The organism is Microbacterium sp. zg-Y625 (assembly GCF_030246925.1).
Classification (GTDB): Bacteria; Actinomycetota; Actinomycetes; order Actinomycetales; family Microbacteriaceae; genus Microbacterium; species Microbacterium jiangjiandongii.
This window is the reverse complement of the sequence record NZ_CP126740.1, coordinates 2,913,543-2,934,546: the sequence shown is the minus strand read 5'-3', so window position 1 is coordinate 2,934,546 and position 21,004 is coordinate 2,913,543. Positions and strand designations below refer to the sequence as shown.

Annotated in this window: 14 protein-coding genes; 8 read left to right on the top strand and 6 right to left on the bottom strand. The window is 69.3% G+C overall.

The features are described 5' to 3' along the window. Nucleotides 1–45: 45 nt before the first annotated feature. Genes QNO14_RS13660 through QNO14_RS13640 form a run of 5 tightly spaced genes read left to right on the top strand, consistent with a single transcriptional unit; the run spans nucleotide 46 to nucleotide 5,194 of the window. Entirely contained in the window at nucleotides 46–1,131 is a 1,086-nt protein-coding gene (locus tag QNO14_RS13660; RefSeq protein WP_257494317.1) for an LLM class flavin-dependent oxidoreductase, read from the top strand. 43 nt (nucleotides 1,132–1,174) lie between these two features. Continuing rightward, nucleotides 1,175–1,918, top strand: coding sequence for an enoyl-CoA hydratase/isomerase family protein (locus tag QNO14_RS13655; protein ID WP_257494316.1), 744 nt, complete (start codon nucleotides 1,175–1,177; stop codon nucleotides 1,916–1,918). A 50-nt stretch (nucleotides 1,919–1,968) separates the two neighbouring features. Further along, on the top strand, nucleotides 1,969–3,495 hold the full coding sequence (locus tag QNO14_RS13650; RefSeq protein ID WP_257494327.1) for an AMP-binding protein: 1,527 nt from the start codon (nucleotides 1,969–1,971) through the stop codon (nucleotides 3,493–3,495). 1 nt (nucleotide 3,496) lies between these two features. Continuing rightward, the gene (locus QNO14_RS13645; protein WP_257494315.1) at nucleotides 3,497–4,291 is read left to right on the top strand and encodes an SDR family NAD(P)-dependent oxidoreductase; all 795 of its coding nucleotides are present in this window, start codon (nucleotides 3,497–3,499) and stop codon (nucleotides 4,289–4,291) included. Nucleotides 4,292–4,348: 57 nt separating this feature from the next. Then, on the top strand, nucleotides 4,349–5,194 hold the full coding sequence (locus tag QNO14_RS13640) for an alpha/beta fold hydrolase (protein WP_257494314.1): 846 nt from the start codon (nucleotides 4,349–4,351) through the stop codon (nucleotides 5,192–5,194). On the opposite strand, the gene QNO14_RS13635 is transcribed toward QNO14_RS13640, so the two are convergent. Continuing rightward, nucleotides 5,142–6,293 (bottom strand): flavin reductase, encoded by a 1,152-nt coding sequence (locus QNO14_RS13635; protein WP_257494313.1) that lies wholly within the window; start codon nucleotides 6,291–6,293, stop codon nucleotides 5,142–5,144. The genes QNO14_RS13640 and QNO14_RS13635 overlap by 53 nt on opposite strands. Before the next feature lie 118 nt (nucleotides 6,294–6,411). On the opposite strand from QNO14_RS13635, the gene QNO14_RS13630 reads away from it, so the two are divergent. Next, a complete protein-coding gene (locus tag QNO14_RS13630; protein WP_350338821.1) occupies nucleotides 6,412–6,915 on the top strand; it encodes a MaoC family dehydratase in 504 nt (167 codons plus the stop codon). Between the two features lie 39 nt (nucleotides 6,916–6,954). Here QNO14_RS13630 and QNO14_RS13625 read toward each other — a convergent pair whose 3' ends face one another. The 4 genes from QNO14_RS13625 to QNO14_RS13610 form a co-directional block, all read right to left on the bottom strand. Further along, entirely contained in the window at nucleotides 6,955–8,523 is a 1,569-nt protein-coding gene (locus QNO14_RS13625) for an AMP-binding protein (protein WP_257494312.1), read from the bottom strand. Nucleotides 8,524–8,594: 71 nt separating this feature from the next. After that, on the bottom strand, nucleotides 8,595–10,091 hold the full coding sequence (locus QNO14_RS13620) for a TRAP transporter large permease (protein WP_257494311.1): 1,497 nt from the start codon (nucleotides 10,089–10,091) through the stop codon (nucleotides 8,595–8,597). Beyond that, nucleotides 10,088–10,663: a TRAP transporter small permease subunit gene (locus QNO14_RS13615; RefSeq protein ID WP_257494310.1), complete on the bottom strand. Its 576-nt coding sequence runs from the start codon at nucleotides 10,661–10,663 to the stop codon at nucleotides 10,088–10,090. Before QNO14_RS13615 ends, QNO14_RS13620 begins: the two co-directional genes overlap by 4 nt. Before the next feature lie 64 nt (nucleotides 10,664–10,727). Then, the gene (locus QNO14_RS13610) at nucleotides 10,728–11,948 is read right to left on the bottom strand and encodes a C4-dicarboxylate TRAP transporter substrate-binding protein (protein WP_257494309.1); all 1,221 of its coding nucleotides are present in this window, start codon (nucleotides 11,946–11,948) and stop codon (nucleotides 10,728–10,730) included. 241 nt (nucleotides 11,949–12,189) lie between these two features. Here QNO14_RS13610 and QNO14_RS13605 point away from each other — a divergent pair, with 241 nt between their 5' ends. After that, nucleotides 12,190–13,857, top strand: coding sequence for a thiamine pyrophosphate-binding protein (locus QNO14_RS13605; protein ID WP_257494308.1), 1,668 nt, complete (start codon nucleotides 12,190–12,192; stop codon nucleotides 13,855–13,857). Between the two features lie 42 nt (nucleotides 13,858–13,899). Here the strand turns inward: QNO14_RS13605 and QNO14_RS13600 are convergent, their stop codons facing one another. Continuing rightward, nucleotides 13,900–14,715 carry an SDR family NAD(P)-dependent oxidoreductase gene (locus QNO14_RS13600; protein ID WP_257506557.1) on the bottom strand — a complete coding sequence of 272 codons (816 nt, stop codon included), beginning with the start codon at nucleotides 14,713–14,715 and terminating at the stop codon, nucleotides 13,900–13,902. Between the two features lie 252 nt (nucleotides 14,716–14,967). Here QNO14_RS13600 and pulA point away from each other — a divergent pair, with 252 nt between their 5' ends. Beyond that, nucleotides 14,968–20,982 (top strand): pullulanase-type alpha-1,6-glucosidase, encoded by a 6,015-nt coding sequence (pulA, locus tag QNO14_RS13595; protein ID WP_257506565.1) that lies wholly within the window; start codon nucleotides 14,968–14,970, stop codon nucleotides 20,980–20,982. Nucleotides 20,983–21,004: the final 22 nt, after the last annotated feature.

Here is a 21,004-nt window from a genome sequence, read left to right as displayed (position 1 = left end):
TCGATGCCCGGCCACGGCAGTGTCGCCTCCAGAAGGGAACAGCACGTGAAGTTCGGCCTCTTCCAGACTCCGTTCACCCGCCCCGAGCGTTCGCCCCGCCAGGTGTTCGACTGGGCCGTCGACCAGGCGGTGGCCGCAGAACAGGCCGGCCTCGAGGAGTTCTGGGTCGGCCAGCATTTCACCCTCGGCTGGGAGGCGATCCCCAACCCCGAGCTCGTGCTCGCCGCTGCGGCGCGCGAGACCGAACGGATCATCCTGGCGCCTGGCGCCCATCTTCTGCCTTACCAGCACCCGGCTCATCTGGCGTCGCAGACGTCGTGGATGAGCCACATCACCGAGGGGCGCTACATCCTCGGCGTCGCGACGGGGGTCAACCCCATCGATGCGAAGTTCCACGGGTTCACGTCGCAGGCCGAGAACCTCGAGATGTCGATCGAGTCGCTCGCGCTGATGCGACAGATCTGGGCCGGCGGCCCGGTGCAGTTCGAAGGGAAGTACTGGACCTCGCAACTGCCCGCGGGCGATCACGGTGGGCACCGCCTGCGCGACATGCGCCCCTATGGGGGCACGATGACGATCGCGATGGCGGGGGCCAGCCCGAATTCCACCTCGATCGCCTACGCGGGCAACCAGGGCTTCATTCCGCTGTCCTTCGGCGGCAGCCCGGAACTCGTGCGCAACCACTGGGAGACGTACCTGCAGGGGGCGCGCGAGGGGGGGATCGACGAGTCGACGCTCAGTCGCGCGTCGCATCACGTCGGTCGGGAGATCTTCGTGGCCGACACCGATGCCGAAGCTGAGCGCCTCGTCGTGGAGGGTCCGATCGGTCACGCGTGGCGTGAGCACCTCATCCCGAACGAGCAGCGCCGCGCCGCGCGCATCGGGGTGCAGCCGCTGTGGGACGACAAGAGCGACATGATCGACCTCGTCCGCAACAGCATGATCGTGGGCAGTCCGGACACCGTCGTGGCGAAGCTCAACGAGCTCATGGATGCCAGTGGAGGCTGGGGAACGACCCTCATCTTCGGGCACGACTTCATCGACGATCCGGCGCCCTGGAACTACAGCCTGCAGCTGCTCCACAGCGAAGTGGCGCCGCGCGTCGCCAGCGTGGAGCTGACCGTCTCGTGAGTCAGCCCGCCGCCGTCACCGACCTGCGACAGAGGAGAATCCCGTGACCGACGACAAGGTCTCGAGCAGCACCGCCGACGGCGTGATGCGCATCGTCATCGACCGGCCGGAGGCGAAGAATGCGTTGACCAAGCGCATGTACGCCCAGATCCGCGATGCGTACCGTCGGGCCTATCGTGACCCGGAGGTGCGCGCGGTCGTGCTGGAGGGCAGCCAGGGCTCGTTCGCGGTGGGCGGCGACCTCAAGGAAATGCTCGCCGCGCTGGAGGATGAGGGCGGCATCGACGTGTTCGGATACGACGAGAGCGTGCCGTTCGAAGCGATCCGCAGCCTCCCCAAGCCGACGATCGCCGCGGTCGACGGGCTGTGCCTCGGTGGGGGCCTGACCCTCGCACTGGTCAGCGACATCGTCATCGCCACCGAGGGCTCGAAGTTCGCGATGCCGGAGTCTCGCGTCGGGGTGGTCGACGGGCACATGCCGCGCTTGCTGCGCGATCGTGTGCCGCCGGCGTGGCTGCGTTACTGGCTCTACTCGGGCACGACGTTCTCGGCCGAGGACGCCTTCCGTGCCGGCCTGGTCACCAAGCTGGTGCCCGCCGGGGGGCTCGAGGATGCCGTGGAAGAGGTACTCGCTGAGCTCGGCAAGGCATCGCCGGACGCGATCCGGCTGTACAAGAAGATCCTGAACGAGACACGACCGCTGTCCTCCATGGAAGACGCTTACGAGACGATGCTCGGCAGCGACGCTCGTGCGAGGCTCATGGCGTTCTCATCGCGCTCGAAGTAGCCGCACCCATCAACACCGACGCACGCCCGGAGGCGATACACGTGACGGCGATGGCGCAGTTCCTGAACGCGCAGGCACATCACTACTCGGACGAGGAGATGCTCCGCGTCGACGGGGTGGGCCGCACTTACGTCGATCTGCTCCACGACTCCCGCTCTCTGGCCGCTGGTCTGGCGTCCTTCGGCGTCGGTGCGGGCAGCAGAGTCGGACTTCTCATGGATACCTCCCATCAGGCCGTCGACGTGTGGTTCGCGTTGTCGATGCTCGGGGCGGTGGATGCTCCTTTCAACTGCAATTACCGGGGCTCGCTCCTGCTGCACCTCATCGAAGACAGTGAGGTGTCGTTCATCGTGTGCGATGCGCAGCACCTGGCCGAAGTGGAACGCATGGCCGCACAGGCGAGTCGTCCCCTGGCGATCGTGGTGAACGGCCAGGTGCCGCCCGGAGGAACGAGTCTCCAGGAGCTCTACCTGGACCCGGAGGATCGGGACGTGTTCGGCGGCGACGCCGGAGAGGTGATCCTGTACACCTCCGGGACGACCGGACCCTCCAAGGGTGTCGTGCACAGCCAGCGTGGGTGCATCCTCCTCGCGCAGTACGTCGCAGAGGTCTGCGGTTACCGCCCAGGAGACCGCCTGCTGAACTTCTTCCCGCTTTACCACCAGAACGCGCGCTACACCGGGGTGCTGGCGGCGATCGCCGCCGGGGCGGCGATCGACCTGGAAAGCCGCTTCACGAGCAGCGGATTCTGGCGCCTGTGCCGTGACCGCGGAATCACGGCCTTCAACTACCTCGGTTCGGTGCTGACGATGATCATCGCCGGCGCCGAGCAGGACCCTGACGGCGCACGCGGACACTCGGTGCGCGTCGGCTGGGGCGCAGGGGCCTCCGAGCGTGACCGTCTCGTTCTGCGTGAGCGCTTCGGCGTCGAACTCGTGGAAGTCTATGGACTCACGGAGGCACCGATGGCGACCGTGAACCTGCCCGGGAGCGGGTGCCCCTCCGGTTCGGCCGGTCGCGCCAGCGACTTCTTCGAGGTTCGGATCCTCGCCGACCACGGCGGTGCCGCGGAAGTCGGCGAGGCGGGCGGCATCCAATTGCGGCCGCGCATTCCCGACGTCTTCACCCGCGGCTACCACGGAAACGATAGCGCCACCGTCGCCGCCACGCGCGACCTCTGGTTCGACACGGGGGACCGCGGCTATCTCACGGCAGAAGGTGACCTGTTCTTCGCGGAGAGAGCCAAGGACTCCCTGCGCCGGCGCGGGGAGAACATCTCGGCGTGGGAGGTCGAAAGCGTGCTCGTCTCGGACGCGCGCGTCGTGGAGGCAGCCGTGTACGGCGTTCCCGTCGACGGCGACGAGGAGGTCATGGCCGCTCTGCTGCTCGACTCGGCCGAACACGACCCACGCCGCATCATCGCCGACATCGCAGGGAACCTGCCGCGTTATGCGGTCCCTCGCTTCGTGCGCGTCGTCGCCGATATGCCACGCACTCCCACCATGAAGGTGCAGAAGAACGAACTCAAGAAGGAGGGCGTCACCAGCGACACCCTCGACCTCGTATTGGAGAGATGACATGGACCTCGGACTTGACGAGCGGGTTGTGATCGTGACCGGCGCGAGCGCGGGCATCGGCCGCGCGAGCGCGGAGATCCTCGTGCAGGAGGGGGCGTGTGTCGTGGCGGTCGCGCGCTCCGTCGACAAGCTGGAGGCCCTCGCCGCGACGCTGCGCTCCGCGGGTGGCGAGGTCGCGACCGTCGCCGCCGACGTGGCGGACGAGAGCTCGAGCGAACGGATCCGCGATGCGGCGCTCGAGGCGTTCGGTCGCATCGACGGCGTGATCAATGCGGCGGGGGTCTCGAGCGGCGAGCATCTGCGGGCCTTCTCGGACGAATCGTGGGCGGAGGCGTACCGCGTGAACACCCTCAGCGCCGTACGGCTGTCTCTGGTCTGCATTCCCACGATGCAGGGCGCCGGGTGGGGCCGGATCATCACGATCGCCTCCACCGCCGGGCGGGACCCCGATCCGCGGTTCGCGTCCTACGGGGCCGCCAAGGCCGCACTCATGCACGCTACCCGTGCGATCTCCCGGTCCTATGCGAAGTACGGCATCACCGCCAACTGCGTCCTGCCAGGACTCACCCGCAGCGAGAGCGTGCTCTCGGGATACGCCTCCGCAGCCGAGCACATGGGGGTCTCGGTCGAAGACGTGGAGAAACGGATGCTGCAGTTGCAGCCCATCGCGATGGGTCGCACGGGCGCCCCCGAAGAGGTCGCGAAAACGGTGGTCTTCCTGTGCTCGGAGGCATCGAGCTGGACGACAGGCGTGGCGATCGCCGTCGACGGTGGCACGATCCGCGACCTCCCCTGAGCACGCACCGGCGCGGGCCGGCGTCGCGACGACACCCGGGCGAGAGGGGCTGGTGACGTGGACAATATCATCGAGACGATTCACACGCCGCGGTTCACGACGGAAATCGTGCGCCGGGGAGCGGGGTCGACGCTGCTGATGATCATGGGCGGCGGCACCGGCAAGGGAGCGTGGAATGCGCTCATCGACGAACTCGCGCCGCACGTGACCTGTGTGGCGTACGACAACCGCGGGACGGGGGCCGCCTCAGACGTTGATGACGAGTCCCTCACGGTCGAGGACCTGGCCCAGGATGCCGCCGCGCTCATCGAGGCACTCGGTGAAGGCCCTGTACACGTCTGCGGCGTCTCCATGGGAGGGTTCATCGCCATGCGGTTGGCGGCCATGCGGCCCGATCTGATTCGCACGCTCACGCTGCATGCGACTGCGGCGAAGCTGGATCAGCGCACGGTGGAGACGGGTCGGTTCCGGCTGCAGCTCCTCGAATCCGGTCTCGCAGACGCCCCCGAGTACATTCGGTCCTTCCTGCGGCTGTGGGCGGCGGGCTCGGCCGGTTTGCAGGCGCCGCTGCCCGGCGACGTGGTCAACCACGCGCGGGGGTTCTCGAAGCGGAACTATCTCGGCCACGTCCATGCCATCTGGGGGCACGACATGTCGCCGGACGACCTGGCCGCCATCACTGCCCCGACCCTGATCACAGCGGGCGCTGAGGACATCATGACGACCGCGGAGAACGCCCGGCATCTCCACCGCAGCATCGAAGGATCCCGGCTGGTGGTCATCGGAGGCGCCGGGCACGTGTACTACTTCGAAGACCCGGTGCTCACCGCATCCCTGCAGTACGGCTGGATCAGTTCATACGAGAAGCAACCGGCGGGCGCTGACCGCCCAGCGCGGTCGTGACGCGGGCGCATGCCGCCAGCAGTTCGTCGCGCAGGTTATGGATCCGCTCCAGCGTCGCGCCCGCGGGGATGCCCGTCAGTGACAGCTTGAGGACGACGTCACCGTTGGGCCCGAAGACCGGAGCCATTACCGCCTGAACGCTGCCGGCCGTGTCCTCCGTGACGTCGGCAGGCGTGCTGTGACGTTCGAGGTGTGAGATGACCTCCGCGACGTGGCGGACGAGGGAGGGCGTCTGGCCCACCTCCCCGATGCGGCCGATCGTGTGCCACAGATCGTCCATGCGCTCCGAAGAGAACGCGGGCGTCCACCCATGCTCGCGTACCGCGTCGAGTTCCTCGTCGAGCGCACGGCGCTCCTCGGCCGTGAGCGGCTCGTGGCTCCGCTGGTACCACTGCTCGATCCGCTCCCGTCCTGCCCAGGCGACGAACACGCGCCCCGCGGGCGGAGCCATGGGCATCGAAACCCCGATGCGGTGAGGCGACGGCGTGCCGTCGGGGGACGCGGATGCCACCAGAACGAACGCATCGTCGGCCGGGGCCAGGGCGAGCACCTCGACGCCGGTGCGGGCGGCCAGAGACTCCATCTCGTCGCGAGCACGGTCGGCACGCACGATGTGCTCGGTCAGGCCCGGGCGGGCGCCGATCACAAGCGAGCCGAGGGAGAACGCGCCGTATCCGCCCTGGAAGAACAGGAGTGGGAGCGTGGGGTTCTCCACGGCCAGATCGGTCACGCGGCCGACGCAGATGAAATGATCGCCGGCTTCGTGCAGGGTGTCGGGCCGGCAGTCGATCCACGCCACGACCCCGTCGAGGATCGGGGCGCCGGACGGGGCGGGACGCCATCCGACGGTCGCGAACTTGTCGGCCCCGCGCGAGGCGAAAGTCCGACACACCGGCTCCTGATCGGCGGAGAGTACGTTCACGCAGAACGACGCCGCCTCGCGGATGCGGGGAAATGTCGTCGAGGACCGGTCGGGGAGGAAGGCGACGAGCGGCGGATCGAGGGAGACGGAAGTGAAGGACCCGACGGCCATTCCCACGGGGGTCCCGTCCGCGTCCACTGCAGTGACGACGCACACGCCCGTCGGAAAATGTCCCATCACGGATCGGAATCGGCGGGCGTCCTCTGGGCTGACCACTGTGTCGCTCATAATGTAATAGATTATACAGATAACCATCCCCGCGCCAGGGGTTCACAGACGTTGAGGAGGACGGCGGGTGAGTGCCACCAGGATCGAGCAGCGCGGCCTGTACTTCGACGAGATGGAGGAAGGTGTCGTGTACGTGCACAGCCCTGCACGCACTGTGACCGAGACCGACAACGTGCTCTTCACGACTCTGACCATGAACACCCAGGCGCTGCATCTCGACGCTGACTGGTCTGCAGGGACGGAGTTCGGGGAGCGCCTCGTGAACAGCATGTTCACCCTTTCGACCATGGTCGGCCTCTCGGTGTCGCAGCTGACTGCCGGCACGATCGTCGCCAACCTGGGGTTCTCCGAGATCGCCTTTCCCGCGCCCGTGCGCCACGGCGACACCCTCGCCGCGGAGACCCTCGTGGAGTCCAAGCGGCGGTCGGCGTCGCGGCCGGGCCAGGGGGTCGTCCAGTTCCGTCACACGATGCGCAATCAGTTCGGCGTGGTCGTCGCGACCGCGTGCCGTCAGACGCTCGTGCACGTTTCGCCCGCCGCGTTGAAGGCCGAGGCGGCCGCGAGCCGGTGACCTGCGGACCATCACCGCGATCGCCGATGCGGTCGCGTGTCAGTCGTCGTCAGGGAAGAGTGCGAGAGCTGCCCGCTTGTCCACCTTGCCCGTACTGGTCGAGGGGATCTCCGCCACGATCACGAGGTGCTCGGGCTGCTTCTGTTTCGCCGCGCCCAGCGCCGTCACGAACGCGCCGAGCTCCGCGAGGGTGAGGTCCGGTCGTGGGGAGACGACGAGAGCGCCGATCCGCTCGCCCAGTCGCCCTCCCGGTACGGCGACGATTGCGACCGCCTCTACATCGGGATGCCGCGACACGAGATCCTCGATCTCCCTCGAGCTGAACTTCTCGCCGCCTCGATTGATGATGTCCTTCGTCCGCCCGCTGACGCGGACATATCCGTCCTGGCCGATCCATCCCACGTCGCCGGTGTCGAGCCATCCGCCGTCGCCGATGACCGCACGGGTCAGGTCCTCCCGTAGGTAGCCGACCATCATCTCCGGTGCGCGCAGGTGTAGGGCACCGACCTCACCGGTGGGCAGCTCCGCTCCCTCGTCGTCGAGCACACGCAGTTCGACGCCGGGTGCGAGCCGCCCATCCGTGTCCGCCCGTGCGTCGAGCGAATCCAGTTCACTGGACAGGGTGGCAGTGGGCAGCTCGGTCATTCCCCAAGCGCGGTACGCCGTCACGCCGAGGGCGTCGGCATCGCGGATCAGGTGCGGGGGGACCGCCGCGCCGCCGCAGCAATACTGGACGAGGGCCGAGGAATCCCGACCCGAGGCGGCATAAGCCTGAAGCAGCTCTCGCAGGAAAGGTGTGGCTCCTGCCATGTAGGTGGCGCGATGGCGTTCGATGAGCGTCACCGCCTCCGCGGCATCCCACCTGTCCATCAGGATCGCCGCGCCACCCACGCGCGCCGGGATGAGGAAGCCCTGGAGGAGCCCTGTGATGTGGGTCATGGGGGATGCCATGAACATGCGGTCACGAAACGTCACCCCCCACTCGCCGATGCATGCCCGCACCTCGTGCGTGAGGCCCGCGCCGGTGTGGACGACGCCCTTGGGGCTGGATTCGCTCCCCGAGGTGAACAGGATCAGTGACGGATCCCCGGGCGCGCCGGGCTCGACGCGTTCCGGGAGGCTGCCCGGGCCCTCTGCATCGGCGCTGCCCCACCCCGCCGCGCCCCCGCGCACCAGGAGCCGCGTCGCCGGGGAGTGCCCGATGGTGTCCAGTGCGCTATCGAGCTCGCCCGGGAGGTCCCGCCCGCGGATCTGGGCGTTCGTGATGATCGCCGCGGGGCGCAGCTGGTCGAGGACGACCGTCACTTCGAGAGGGCCCCAGATCGGCACGAGCGGCGCGCTGACGGCGCCGATCCGCCAGATGGCCGATGCTACGGCGATCGCCTCCGGCGTCGTCGGCAGCATCCAGGCCACCACGTCGCCGGCGCGCACGCCCCGCGCGACGAGGGTACGCGCGACAGCGGCCGCGAGACGTTGCAGCTCCGCGTAGGTCCAGTGCCCGCCCGCGGTGATGGCCGCGGTGCGGTGCGGCCAGGAGTCGGCGCGCCGTTCGAGCGTCCAACCGATGCGCTCTCCGGTCCAGTACCCGGCGCCGTGCCACCGTGCCACTGTCTGGGGTCCGAAGTGATCGAGGGGGTCGCAGGCGGGCAGCCGAGTGGACGCGCTGTGTCTATCGCGACTCATCGTGCCGAGCTCAGCTGCGGAAGCCACGTGACCAGGTCCGGTACGAAGATGATCAGCAGTACCAGCAGCAGCGCTGTGCCGGCGAACCAGATCACGCCCTTGAAGACGGCGGTGAGGGGGATGTCCCGTCCGAGGTTGACGGCCGGATCCGAGGCGATGCGATGGACGATGAAGGGCAGGATCCCGAGCGGCGGCATGAGCATTCCGATCTCGGCCATGAGGACGAGGAAGACTCCGAACCAGATGGGGTCGACGCCGGCCTGCTGAACCGGCCCGATAAGGATCGGGATCGTCAGGAGCATCATGGCCAGTTCATCCATGAACATGCCGAGGATGAGGTAGAAGACGATGAGGAGCAGGAGGAGCTCGACGCGCCCGAGCTCGAGGTCCACGATCAGCTGGGCGAGCGAGCTCGCGACCTGGCTGAGGGCGAGGGTGCGGGTCAGGACCTCGATCCCCAGGATCAACAGGAAGATCGACCCGGTGCTCGCCAGCGTCGGGATCACCGAGTCCTTCACCATGCGACCCACCGCGCGCCAGGACTTCTCGCGCATCAGCACGTTCACGGCTCCGAACGTGAGGGCGGCGAGGGCGCCGATCGCGGCGGATTCGGTCGCCGTGAATACACCGAACAGGAGGCCACCCACGACGATCGCCACGACGGCGGCGATGGGAACGATGCCGCCCAGGGACCGAACCCGGGTCGCCCACGTCACATCGCGGAGGTCTGCCCGCGGGGCCAAGGTGGGCGAGATCGCGGCCCGAGCGGCGATCATGATGGCGAACATCACGGCGAGGATGATGCCCGGCACGATACCCGCGAGAAGCTGCGGTCCGGCGGGTACCGACGCCGCTCCGGCGTAGATCACCAGGAGCAGGCTGGGGGGGATGATCTGGCCGAGTGCGCCGGCTGCGGCCACGGTGCCCACTGCGAGCGACGGGCGGTAACCAGCCCGCATCATCTCCGGGATGGCGACCCGCCCCAGCGCGAAGGTGATGCCGATTGTGCTTCCGCTTCCCGCAGCGAGTCCCGCTCCGGCGAAGTTCGTGGCGACTGCCAGGCCGCCCGGCACGTTGCCGAGCCACTGACGTGCCGCCTCGAAGGCGCTCGCGGTGAGGCCGGACTTCCACAGCAGCGTCCCCATCAGCACGAAGAGGGGGATGACGCTGTAGGACCAGGAGTCGGCGGAACCGAACGCCGCCTGCTGCATCGTCGAGGTGACGACGCGCGGGCCGCCGATCGCCCACAGGCCGATGAGAGCCGACCCGAGCATGGCCATCCCCACGGGTAGCCCGACCAGCGTGAGGGTGATGCCCAGCACGACGACCAGGACTCCGAGGGTGGTGTTGGGGAGGTCGGCGAAGAGGACCAGCGCCGTGCACAGGACGGTGACCGCGACGCTGATGCCGAAGCCGATCCCGCCGCCGCGGTGGTCGCGGAACGGGGACGGCGTGCGTGTGGCGCGCGTGCTGAGGGGGACGGGCGCGCTCACAGGACGTCCGCCTCGGTCAGGAGCGCGTCCCGCCGTGGGAGCCGGCCGCTGAAGAATCGGAACGAGGTGGCGGCGCTTTGCAGTGCGAGCAGCGCGATGCCTGCGACGGCGACGAACTTGAAGGGCCACACGGCGATCGGGGGGTTGGAGTTGGTGGTCTGCCCCAGGGCTGCGCTGGCAAGCGCATCCTGCAGGGTGAAGACGGCCAGGGCTGCCAGCAGTGCGGCAACGAGAGCGGCAATCGTCCCCTCGACGATGCGCCGGACCGGCAGGGGGAGGGCCTCCAAGACCATGGTGACCTTGATGTGCTCCTGCAATCGCTCAGCGTAGGGGAAGGACAACAGCACGAGTCCCGGCATCCACCAGTACGTGGTGAGCTCGAGCGTGCCGGCCAGCGGACGGCCGAAGAGGGTGCGCGCGACGACGTCGACGATCACGTTGAGGGTGAGCAGGGCGAGGGCGATCGCCGCACCGGTGCCGGCGATATCGCTCAGCCGGTCGACCACCCTGATCGCCAACGGCAGCCGCCGCGTCTCGACGTCGGCTGCGCTGCCCGCGTCTGTGTCGCTCATGCGCGCACTCCTTCGTGGAAGGGGAGCCCCGGCGGTCCCGCGGGACACACCGGGGCTCCTGAGGTCACTTCAGCTGGGACTGAACGAACTCGCTCTCGAACTTCTCGTAGTACCCGCTGAGGTCGACGTCGCGCAGGCCCGCGAAGGCTTCGAGGATGGCGTCGGGGTCACGGGCGGTCACCTCGTAGCCCTCCTCGGTGAGTGCGTCGGTCCAGTACTGGACCCGCTCGCGGTACTCGTCGATGACAGCCTGCGGATCAGAGACGGCCGCGGGGGCCGACTCGGCCATGCCCTCCAGTGCCTTCGCGCGCTGCGCGGCGGCCATGTCCTCGAGCTCGGACACGTCGTGGGTCCGCACTTCCTCGCCCGCGGCGATGACTTCGCCGGCCCCCGCCTCGATGTCGAGGTAGCCCTGCCAAATCTTGTACGCCGTCCTGGCGGACTCTTCCGTGATGAAGTCCTGCAGCTCCGGCGGGAAGCTCTCCCATACGTCGAGGTTGATCACCCACGTCGAGGCCTGCAGCTGCGCGAACGTGACGGGTACGTACTCGGGGGCGACGTCCTTGAGGATGAGACCGCTGACGTACTGGTTCGGGTTGATGATCATGCAGTCGATCACCCCCCGCTGGAGGCCCTCGTACGCCTCGTTGAACGGCAGGCTCACCGTTGTCATCCCGAGCGCCTCCGCCGTGTTCGTCCAGACTTCGCCGGACGAGCGGGTGAGGGCGCCCGCGGCGTCCGCGAGGCTGTCGATGGGCTTCGTGCACAGCAGGTTGTATGCGGGTGTCGACGTCGACTGCAGGATTTTGAGGTTGTTCGCTGCGTACTCATCGGTGAGAGCATCGAAGGTCCACGAATTCTCGAGCGATGCGGCACCGCCGGCCGCCACATCGTGCACGGTCGAACCGCTGAGTGCCCCGCCGAGCCCGCTGAGCCACGTCCCGACCGGAAGTTCCTGGGGGTAGGTGGTTGCGATGATCAGTCCGATGTCGGCAACGCCGTCACGTACGCCGGGGAGGGTGTCGGTGGCGTTCAGCAGCGAGCTGGACCAGTAGTTCTCGAACGTGATCTTTCCGTCCGTGAACTCTGTGATCGCCTCTTCCCACTCGACCATGGCCGCGCCGAAGTTGGCGGTCTGGTCACCGGAGAAGTCCGCGAGCTTGAGCACGCGCGGCTCGAGTTCGTCCAGCCAGGCCTCCGCCGAGCCGACTTCTTCTCCGCCCCCCGATGTCCCCGCACACGCCGTCAGTGCGCCGACGGCGACGATGGCCGTGACGCCGGTCAAAATGCGCCGGTGCCGGCGCGTGGAGCTAAACCGCATTGGTGTCCCTTTCCGCGATCGATGGTGGGTGCCGCGGCACCGTGACCGCCTCGGCGATCGGGCGACCTTGCCCCCTGGGTCTCGCAGGCTGTCGCGACGTCGCGCATGTGCCTGAGGGCTAATATATGCAAAGATTCCAAAGATAGCCATGCTGAGGTTTGCGGGACGGGGTGCCTACCGCCTGCGCGATCGTGGGGAGGGCGACGTGGAAGTCCACGATGCGGTGGCGGCGACGCTCCGCGAGCACGGCGTCTCGACCGTCTTCGGATTGGTGGGCGATGCCAACGTCTACATGATGGAGAGCTTCCGCCGCCGCGGGGGCGTCTTCGTTCCCGTCGCGCATGAGGGCTCGGCCCTGCTCGCGGCGCTGGGCCACGCCGCCGTCACCGGCGGTGTGGGCGTCGCATCGGTCACGCAAGGCCCGGGGCTCGCCAACACGATCCACTCGCTCTATGAAGCGGTCAAGCGCCGCGCGCCGACCGTGCTGATCGTGGGGGACACGCCTCGGGCCGACTCAGACAACTTCCAGGACATCGATCAGGCCGCCGTCGTGACCGCGACCGGCGCTCTCTTCCATCCGGTCCGAACGCCCGACTCCGCCGCGCGTGATCTTGCTGCTGCGATGCACCTTGCCGTCTCTCGACGTCTCCCCGTCGTCTTCGATGTACCTGCCGAGTTCCAGTGGGCCGCCACGGCGGGGCACGTCGCCGAGGCGCTCGCCGTGGAAACCGGGGTCGTCGTCCCCGCGGCGGCGGCGCTGGAACAGGCTGTCGGCGCGCTCGCGTCGGCACGGCGGCCAGTCGTCCTCGCCGGCCGTGGAGCGGTGCAGGCGCGGGACGAGGTGCTGGATCTGGCGAAGGCGATCGGTGCGCCCGTGGCTACGACGGTGCAGGCCCGGCAGCTTTTCAGGGGACACCCCCTTGATCTCGGGATCTTCGGCGGACTGTCGCGCGCCGCCACTGCCGAGATTCTGGCCGAAGCGGACGCCGTGGTCGCCGTCGGTGCGAGCCTGAACAGGTGGACCACCGCCCATGGCTCGCTCCTGCACGGACGCGTGCTCGTGCAGATCGACTCCGATCCGGTGGCCTTGGGCCGGCACCTGATCCCCACCGTCGCGGTCCACGGGGACAGTGCCGCAACCACTCGGGCGCTGACGGCATTGTGGCGGCAGGCCGATCTGCCCGCGTCGTCCCTCGCCGGTGCCCCGATGCGCGAGCGCCTCGCGAGCGCCCGAGTGGCACACGAGGAGACCCGTCGCCTGGCGAAGGAGCGTGAGCTGGCGCGCGAACGCAGCGGAGATCGGCCGCCGGGCACGCTCGACCTGGGCGTGGCGATGGACCTCGTCGAGCAGGGATTCCCTGCCGAACGCACGCTTGTGATCGACGCGGGGCGCCAATGCGTGACGGCGCTCGGCGTGCTGACGGTGCCCCATCCGCGTGACTACGTCCACACCATCCACTTCGGGTCGATCGGCGTGGGGGTGCCCTACGCGATCGGAGCGGCGGTGGCTTCGGCCGGCCGGCCGACGCTGCTGGCCTGCGGTGACGGGGGTTTCATGCTGGGCGGGGTGAATGAGTTCCGTATGGCGGTGGCGCAGCAGCTGGACCTTCTCGTGGTCGTCTTCAACGACGGCTCTTTCGGGGCGGAACACGTGCTCATGGTGCGCAAAGGGCTGGACCCGTCGCTGTCCCTGTTCGATTGGCCGGATCTCGGTGCGCTCGCCGAGGTCCTGGGTGGGCGGGGACGCACCGTGCGGACGGTCGCCGAGTTGGAAGCGGCGCTCGACGCGGCGCGCGGATGGCGCGGCCCTGGCCTGATCAACGTCCTCTTGGATGCCGCGGAGATCAGCGCCGACCCGCAGCGCAACCCCTGACGGCGTCGTCCCGTCACGCGATCGGCCCGCGTTTCATGCGGTTCAGAGCGTTTCGCCGCCGTCCACGCCGATCATCTGGCCCGTGATGAATGACGCCCGTTCGCCGGCCAGAAATGTCGCCAGAGCGCCCAGCTCGCGAATGTCCCCGGGGTGCCCCATGGGGATGCGCTCGCGCAGCCAGGCCTGGCCTTCGGGGCTGTCGTGCAGCGCCTTGGACATGTCTGTGCGGAAGTGCCCCGGGCTGATCGCATTGACGGTTACCCCATGGGGCGCCCATTCCTTCGCGAGGGCGGCGGTGTAGTGCATGAGCGCGCCCTTGGCGACCTTGTAGGGCCCGGACAGATTGGGCGCGCGTCCCACAGCGCTTGAGCCGATGTTGATCACGCGGCCCCACCCCCGAGCGAGCATCCCAGGGCCGAAGAGCCGGACGAGGTGCAGGGAAGCGCGCACGTGCGTGTCGAAGATGGCATCCCACTCCGCGTCGGTCATTCCGACCGACGCGGGCCCGGAGCCCGGCTGTCCCACCGTGGCGCCGGGGGGAACCGGAAGGGGAACGAACGGCCGCTTCGCGTTGATGCCCGCATTGTTCACGAGGATGTCCACGTCGCCCGCCTCCCCGTGTATTCGCGTCCAGGCGGCCTCGACTGCGGCAGGGTCGCGGAGATCCGCAACGCACGCGACCGCTTTGCCCCCGCGTGCACGGATGGTGTTGACAGCGTCATCGACCTGGTCGGCGTGGCGGGCCAGGATCACCGCGGTCGCGCCGGCATCGGCGAGGGCATCGGCGATAGCCCGGCCGATGCCTCGGCCTGAGCCCGAGACGACGGCGGTGCGTCCCGCCAGCGATGTGCCGTGCATGGCATGCTCCTTACCGGTGATCCGAGCTGGGCTCGTTGGCTGAACGATGGATCGCCTATCGGGCATCATCTTAATCTTTCAGAGCGTATGTGATGCGGCATCACATGAGCGGACTCTCATGTCCGCAGCCCGGAAACCGCCCGAAACGCGTCAGTACCCGCTGCTAGCGTCGGGGATCCCCCCCCGGTACATCGCCGTACCCGCTTCCCAGGAGTGACCGTGCCACAGACGTCCCCCTCCCGCGCCCGCCGCATGCTGGCATCCCTCGCCGCAGCGGCACTGGTCCTCACCGGATCCGCCGTCGCCACCGCGGCGCCGGCGCTCGCCGCCGACCGCACGTTCGCCCTCGTCGGCAGCCTGCAGAACGAGCTGGGCTGCTCCGACGACTGGCAGCCCGACTGCGGGGCGACCGAGCTCGCGGCCACCGACGAGGCGGGCGTCTTCGCGGCCGAGTTCGAGGTGCCCGCCGGCAGCTACGAGTACAAGGTCGCCGTCAACGACACCTGGGATGAGGCGTACGGACTCGACGGGGGCGCCGACAACATCCCGCTGACCATCGACGGCCCGGCGACTCTGCGCTTCGTCTTCGACGACACCACCCACCGTGTGGGCCTCGAGGCGCTCAGCGTCCGCGGCGACTACGACGGCGACGCCGATGCGGACCTCGTCGCTCCGCCGGTGCGTCAGCCCGGCGCCGCCGAGCAGTTCTACTTCGTCATGACCGACCGCTTCGCCAACGGCGACCCCGGCAACGACACCGGCGGCATCGAGGGCGACCGCTTCGCGCACGGCTTCGACCCGACCGACAAGGGCTTCTACAACGGCGGCGATATCGCCGGCCTGCGCTCCCAACTCGACTACATCGCCGGCCTCGGCACCACGGCCATCTGGCTCACCCCGAGCTTCGCCAACCGGCCGGTGCAGGGTGAAGGGACGGACGCCAGTGCCGGCTACCACGGCTACTGGATCACCGACTTCACGCAGATCGACCCGCACCTGGGCACCAACGCCGAACTCGAGGCCCTCATCGCCGAGGCGCACGCGCAGGACATCAAGGTCTACTTCGACATCATCACCAACCACACCGCCGACGTCATCGGCTACGAAGAGGGCGTCTACGACTATGTCGACTCGGCCACCGAGCCGTACCGCGACGCCGCAGGCAGCGCCTTCGACCCCGCCGATTACGCCGGTACCGGCGACTTCCCCGCGCTCGACGCCGCGACGAGCTTCCCGCACACCCCGGTCGTGGACCCCGCCCTGCAGGACGCGAAGACCCCCGCGTGGCTGAACGACCCGACGCTGTACCACAACCGCGGAAACACGGTCTGGGAGGGCGAGTCGGTGACGCTCGGCGACTTCGACGGGCTCGACGACCTCATGACCGAGCACCCCACGGTCGTCGAGGGCTTCGTCGACGTCTACCAGGACTGGATCGACCTCGGCATCGACGGCTTCCGCATCGACACCGTCAAGCACGTGAACCCGGAGTTCTGGGAGCAGTGGTCCACCGAGGTGCTGGACTACGCCCGCGATGTCGCAGGCAAGCCCGACTTCTTCATGTTCGGCGAGGTGTACGACGCCGACCCCGCCAAGCTCGCGCCCTACGTGCGCGACACCGACATGAACTCGGTGCTCGACTTCGCGTTCCAGTCCGCGGCGGTCGGCTACGCCGCTGGCAACAGTGCGCGCGGACTGCAGTCCCTGTACGCCGGCGACGACCGCTACACGACCCCGGATTCCTCTGCCACCGCCCTCCCCACCTTCCTCGGCAATCACGACATGGGCCGCGTCGGCTACCTGCTGCAGTCGGCCCCCGATGCGCTGCAGCGCGACCTGCTCGCCCACGAGCTGATGTTCTTCGGCCGCGGGCAGCCGGTCGTCTATTACGGCGACGAGCAGGGCTTCGCCGGTCCCGGCGGCGACAAGGACGCCCGCCAGACCCTCTTCGCCAGCGCCGTGCCCGAGTACCGCGACCAGAACCTGATCACCGGTGAGGCCGCCGGATCGGTCGACCGCTACGACACCGACGCGCCGGTCTACACGCACATCGCCGCCCTCGCGCAGCTGCGCGAGGACCACCCCGCCCTCGTCGCCGGCGCGCAGATCGAGCGCCACGCCGACAACGGCGCCGGGGTGTACGCGTTCTCCCGCGTCGACCGCGACGAGAAGGTCGAATACCTCGTCGCGCTGAACAACACCGGCGCACCCGCGACGGCCCAGATCCCGACACTCACCGCCGACGCCGGGTTCGCCCCGGTGTACGGCGCCGACACCGCCGTCGCGACGGGCGCCGATGCCGTGGCCGAGGTCACCGTGCCCGCGCTGTCCGCCGTCGTCTACCGCGCCGACGCCCCCGTCACCGACCCCTCCGGCGCTCCCGGCATCAGCGTCTCGGTTCCGACGCCCGGCGCCGCACTGAGCGGATCGGTCGCCGTCGCAGCCGACGTCGACGACACCACGTGGCAGGAGACGAGCTTCGCCTGGCGCGTGGTCGGCTCCGACGAGTGGCAGCCGCTCGGCACCGCCGAGAGCACGAGCCCGCGTGTCTTCCACGACATCCGCGACCTCGCCGCGGGCACCCTCGTGGAGTACCGCGCCGTGACGACGGATGCCGGCGGCGACCGCGCCGCGGCATCCACCTACGCGTCCGTCGGCAACGCCGTCTCGCTCGAGGTCCCCGAAGAGCCCGAGCAGCCGATCGACATGGTGACCATCGCCGGCAGCCTCAACTCCGAGCTCGGCTGCCCGGGCGACTGGACGCCCGGCTGCGAGGCGGCGAACCTCACGCTGGGTGCCGATGGCATCTGGGCCCGCACGTTCGACCTGCCCGCCGGCGACTACGAGTACAAGGCCGCACTCAACGGCTCGTGGGACATCAACTACGGCGCCGGCGGCGTGGCGAACGGCGCGAACATCGCGATCTCGCACCCCGGCGGCGCCATCTCGTTCTACTTCGACCCGCGCAGCAACATCGTGCAGTCCAGCGCCGAGGGCCCCATCGTCACCCTCCCCGGCTCGGTGCAGAGCGAGCTCGGCTGCGCCGGCGACTGGATGCCGGACTGCCTCGCGACCCTCATGGCCGACGCCGACCGCGACGGGGTGTACGAGTTCACCACCGACGCGATCCCCGCCGGCGCCTACGAGATCAAGGTCGCGCACGGCCTCAGCTGGGACGAGAACTACGGTGTCGGCGGCGCGCCGGGCGGCGCGAACTACGCGTTCACCGTCGCCGAAGGCACCATCGTCGTCTTCCGCTACACCCTGGCGACCCACGTGCTCGAGATCGACGTCGCCGACCCGCCGCTGGGCGGAGTCGGCCAGTCGCGCGCGCACTGGATCGACGCCGAGACCGTCGCGTGGCCGACCGACCTGGGCGCCGACCCGGCGGATGCCACCTGGCAGGTGCACGCCGCGGCCGACGCGTCGCTGGCCGTCACCGACGACGGCGTCACCGGGGGCGAGAGCTTCGACCTCGAGCGCGTCGACGGCGGCCTCACCGAGGCCCAGCGCGAGCGCTTCCCGGCGCTCGCCGGTTTCGTCGCGCTGCGGGTCCCCGATGCGGATGCCGCCGGCGAGCTGCTGCGCGGCCAGCTGATGGTGTCGCAGCGTGGCGGCGACGGCATGCTCGCCGCCGCGACCGGCGTGCAGATCCCGGGCGTGCTCGACGACCTCTACGCCGACGCGGCCGCCGACGCCGACCTCGGCGTGACGTTCCGCGGCAACAAGCCGACCTTCCGGCTGTGGGCCCCGACCGCCCAGTCGGTCACGCTGCTGACCTGGGACGGGCCCACCGGCCACACCGCGCGCGACGAGGGCACGCCGACACGCCACGAGGCGACGCGCGACGCGGCATCCGGCGTGTGGGAGGTCGCAGGCAAGCGCGACCTCACGGGCGACGAGTTCGTCTGGGAGGTCGTGGTCTACGCGCCAGAGACCGGAGCGATCGAGACGAACCTCGTCACGGATCCGTACTCGCACGCGTTGACGACGAACTCGGTGCGGTCCGTCGCGATCGACCTGGCCGACAAGCAGTGGCGCCCGCGGGTGTGGGAGCGCACGAAGGCGCCCGTGATCGATCGGCCCGTCGACCGGGCCATCTACGAGCTGCACGTGCGCGACTTCTCGATCACCGATGAGTCGGTGCCCGAGGCCGAGCGGGGAACCTACCGCGCCTTCACCCGCGACAGTGCGGGTACCCAGCAGCTGCGGCAGCTGGCGGATGCCGGCATCAACACCGTGCACCTGCTCCCCACCTTCGACATCGCCACGATCGAGGAGAACCGGGCACTGCAGGCACAGCCGGCGTGCGACCTGGCGTCGTTCGGTCCGGCATCCACCGAGCAGCAGGCGTGCGTCGAGGCGATCGCCGACACCGACGGCTTCAACTGGGGGTACGACCCGTACCACTTCACCGCCCCCGAGGGTTCGTACGCCGTCGATCCCGAGGGTGGCGCCCGCGTGCACGAGTTCCGCGAGATGGTGGGCGCCCTCCACGGTATGGGCCTGCAGGTCGTGCTCGACCAGGTCTTCAACCACACCGCGCAGTCGGGCCAGGGGGAGAAGTCGGTACTCGACCGGGTCGTCCCCGGCTATTACCACCGCCTGAACCTCACCGGCGGTGTCGAGACCTCCACCTGCTGCCAGAACGTCGCCACCGAGCACGAGCTGGCCGAGAAGCTGATGGTCGACTCCGTCGTCACCTGGGCGCGCGACTACAAGGTCGACGGGTTCCGGTTCGACCTCATGGGTCACCACTCGACCGCCAACATGCAGGCCGTCCGCGATGCGCTGGACGCGCTCACGATGAAGAAGGACGGCGTCGACGGGTCGAAGGTCTACCTCTACGGCGAGGGATGGAACTTCGGCGAGGTCGTCGACGACGCCCTGTTCGAGCAGGCGCGGCAGGGGAACCTCGGCGGCACGGGTATCGGCACCTTCAGCGACCGTCTGCGTGACGCCGTGCACGGCGGCAGCCCGGTGGCAGGCGAGACGGTGCAGCAGCAGGGTTTCGGCACCGGCCTCGGCACCGACCCGAACGGCAACCCGATCAACGGCACGCCAGAGCAGGCGCTGGCCGACCTCGCGCACCAGACCGACCTGGTGAAGCTGGGCCTCGCGGGCAACCTGCGGGACTTCACGCTCACGGACTCGACGGGAACGGTGCGCGCCGGTGACGAGCTGGACTACCGCGGCGCCCCGGCGGGGTACGCCGAGCAGCCGGACGAGATCATCACCTACGTCGACGCGCACGACAATGAGACGCTCTACGACCTGTCGGTGCTGAAGCTCCCTGCGGACACGCCCATGGCCGACCGGGTGCGCATGAACACGCTGTCGCTGGCCACCACCGCCTTCGCGCAGACGCCGTCGTTCTGGCACGCCGGCACCGAGCTGCTGCGCTCGAAGTCGCTCGATCGCAACAGCTACAACTCCGGCGACTGGTTCAACCGCATCGACTGGACCGGTCAGGAGTCGACGTTCGGGTCGGGCCTGCCCCGCGCCGCCGACAACGAGGACAAATGGCCGATCATGGCGCCGCTGCTGGCCGATCCGGCACTCAAGCCCGCGTCATCCGACATCGCTGCCGCGGAGGCCGCGGCGCTCGACCTGCTGCGGGTGCGCGACGAGGTCGGGCTGCTGCGCCTCGGGTCGGCGGAGCTGATCCAGCAGAAGGTGTCGTTCCCCGGCAGCGGACCGGATGCCGCCCCCGGCGCGCTGGTCATGCTGATCGACGACCGGGTGGGTCCCGATGCCGATCGCGGGCTCGAGGGCGCGCTCGTGGCCTTCAACGCCTCGCCGGAGCCGATCACGCAGACGCTCCCCGAACTGTCGGGTCGTGCGTTCGCGCTCACTCCCGCGCTGGCGAACGGTGCGGACCCCGTCGTGAAGACGACGACATGGGACGCGGCAGCCGGCACCCTCACCGTGCCGCCGCGCACGGCCGTCGTGCTGGTGGAGCGTGAGCCGGTCGCGACCTCCGTGGCCGCGGTGGCGGACCGGGTGCTCGTGAAGGCGGGCCAGAAGGTCACCGTGACCGCGTGGGTGTCCAGCGCCGACCGCAGTGCGCCGGTCGGCACCGTGACCGTCTCGGACGGTGGGCGGGTGCTGGCCACGGCGGACGTCCCCGCTTCCGCTTGGGGGAAGGTCTCCGTGGCGCTGCCGGCGCTCCCGCGCGGGCTGCACCTGCTGCGGGTGTCCTTCTCGGGGGGCGCCGAGCACGGCGACTCGCGCGCGGTACTGCCGGTGCCGGTCGTCGTGTTCTGAGCGCGCCGCCCGGCCCCGCCGC

Coding starts and splice junctions, on each gene's coding strand:
- pulA (WP_257506565.1), top strand. CDS start 14,968: ATGCTGGCATCCCTCGCCGCAGCGGCACTGGTCCTCACCGGATCCGCC.
- QNO14_RS13635 (WP_257494313.1), bottom strand. CDS start 6,293: ATGGGACATTTTCCGACGGGCGTGTGCGTCGTCACTGCAGTGGACGCG.
- QNO14_RS13600 (WP_257506557.1), bottom strand. CDS start 14,715: ATGCACGGCACATCGCTGGCGGGACGCACCGCCGTCGTCTCGGGCTCA.
- QNO14_RS13650 (WP_257494327.1), top strand. CDS start 1,969: ATGGCGCAGTTCCTGAACGCGCAGGCACATCACTACTCGGACGAGGAG.
- QNO14_RS13645 (WP_257494315.1), top strand. CDS start 3,497: ATGGACCTCGGACTTGACGAGCGGGTTGTGATCGTGACCGGCGCGAGC.
- QNO14_RS13615 (WP_257494310.1), bottom strand. CDS start 10,663: ATGAGCGACACAGACGCGGGCAGCGCAGCCGACGTCGAGACGCGGCGG.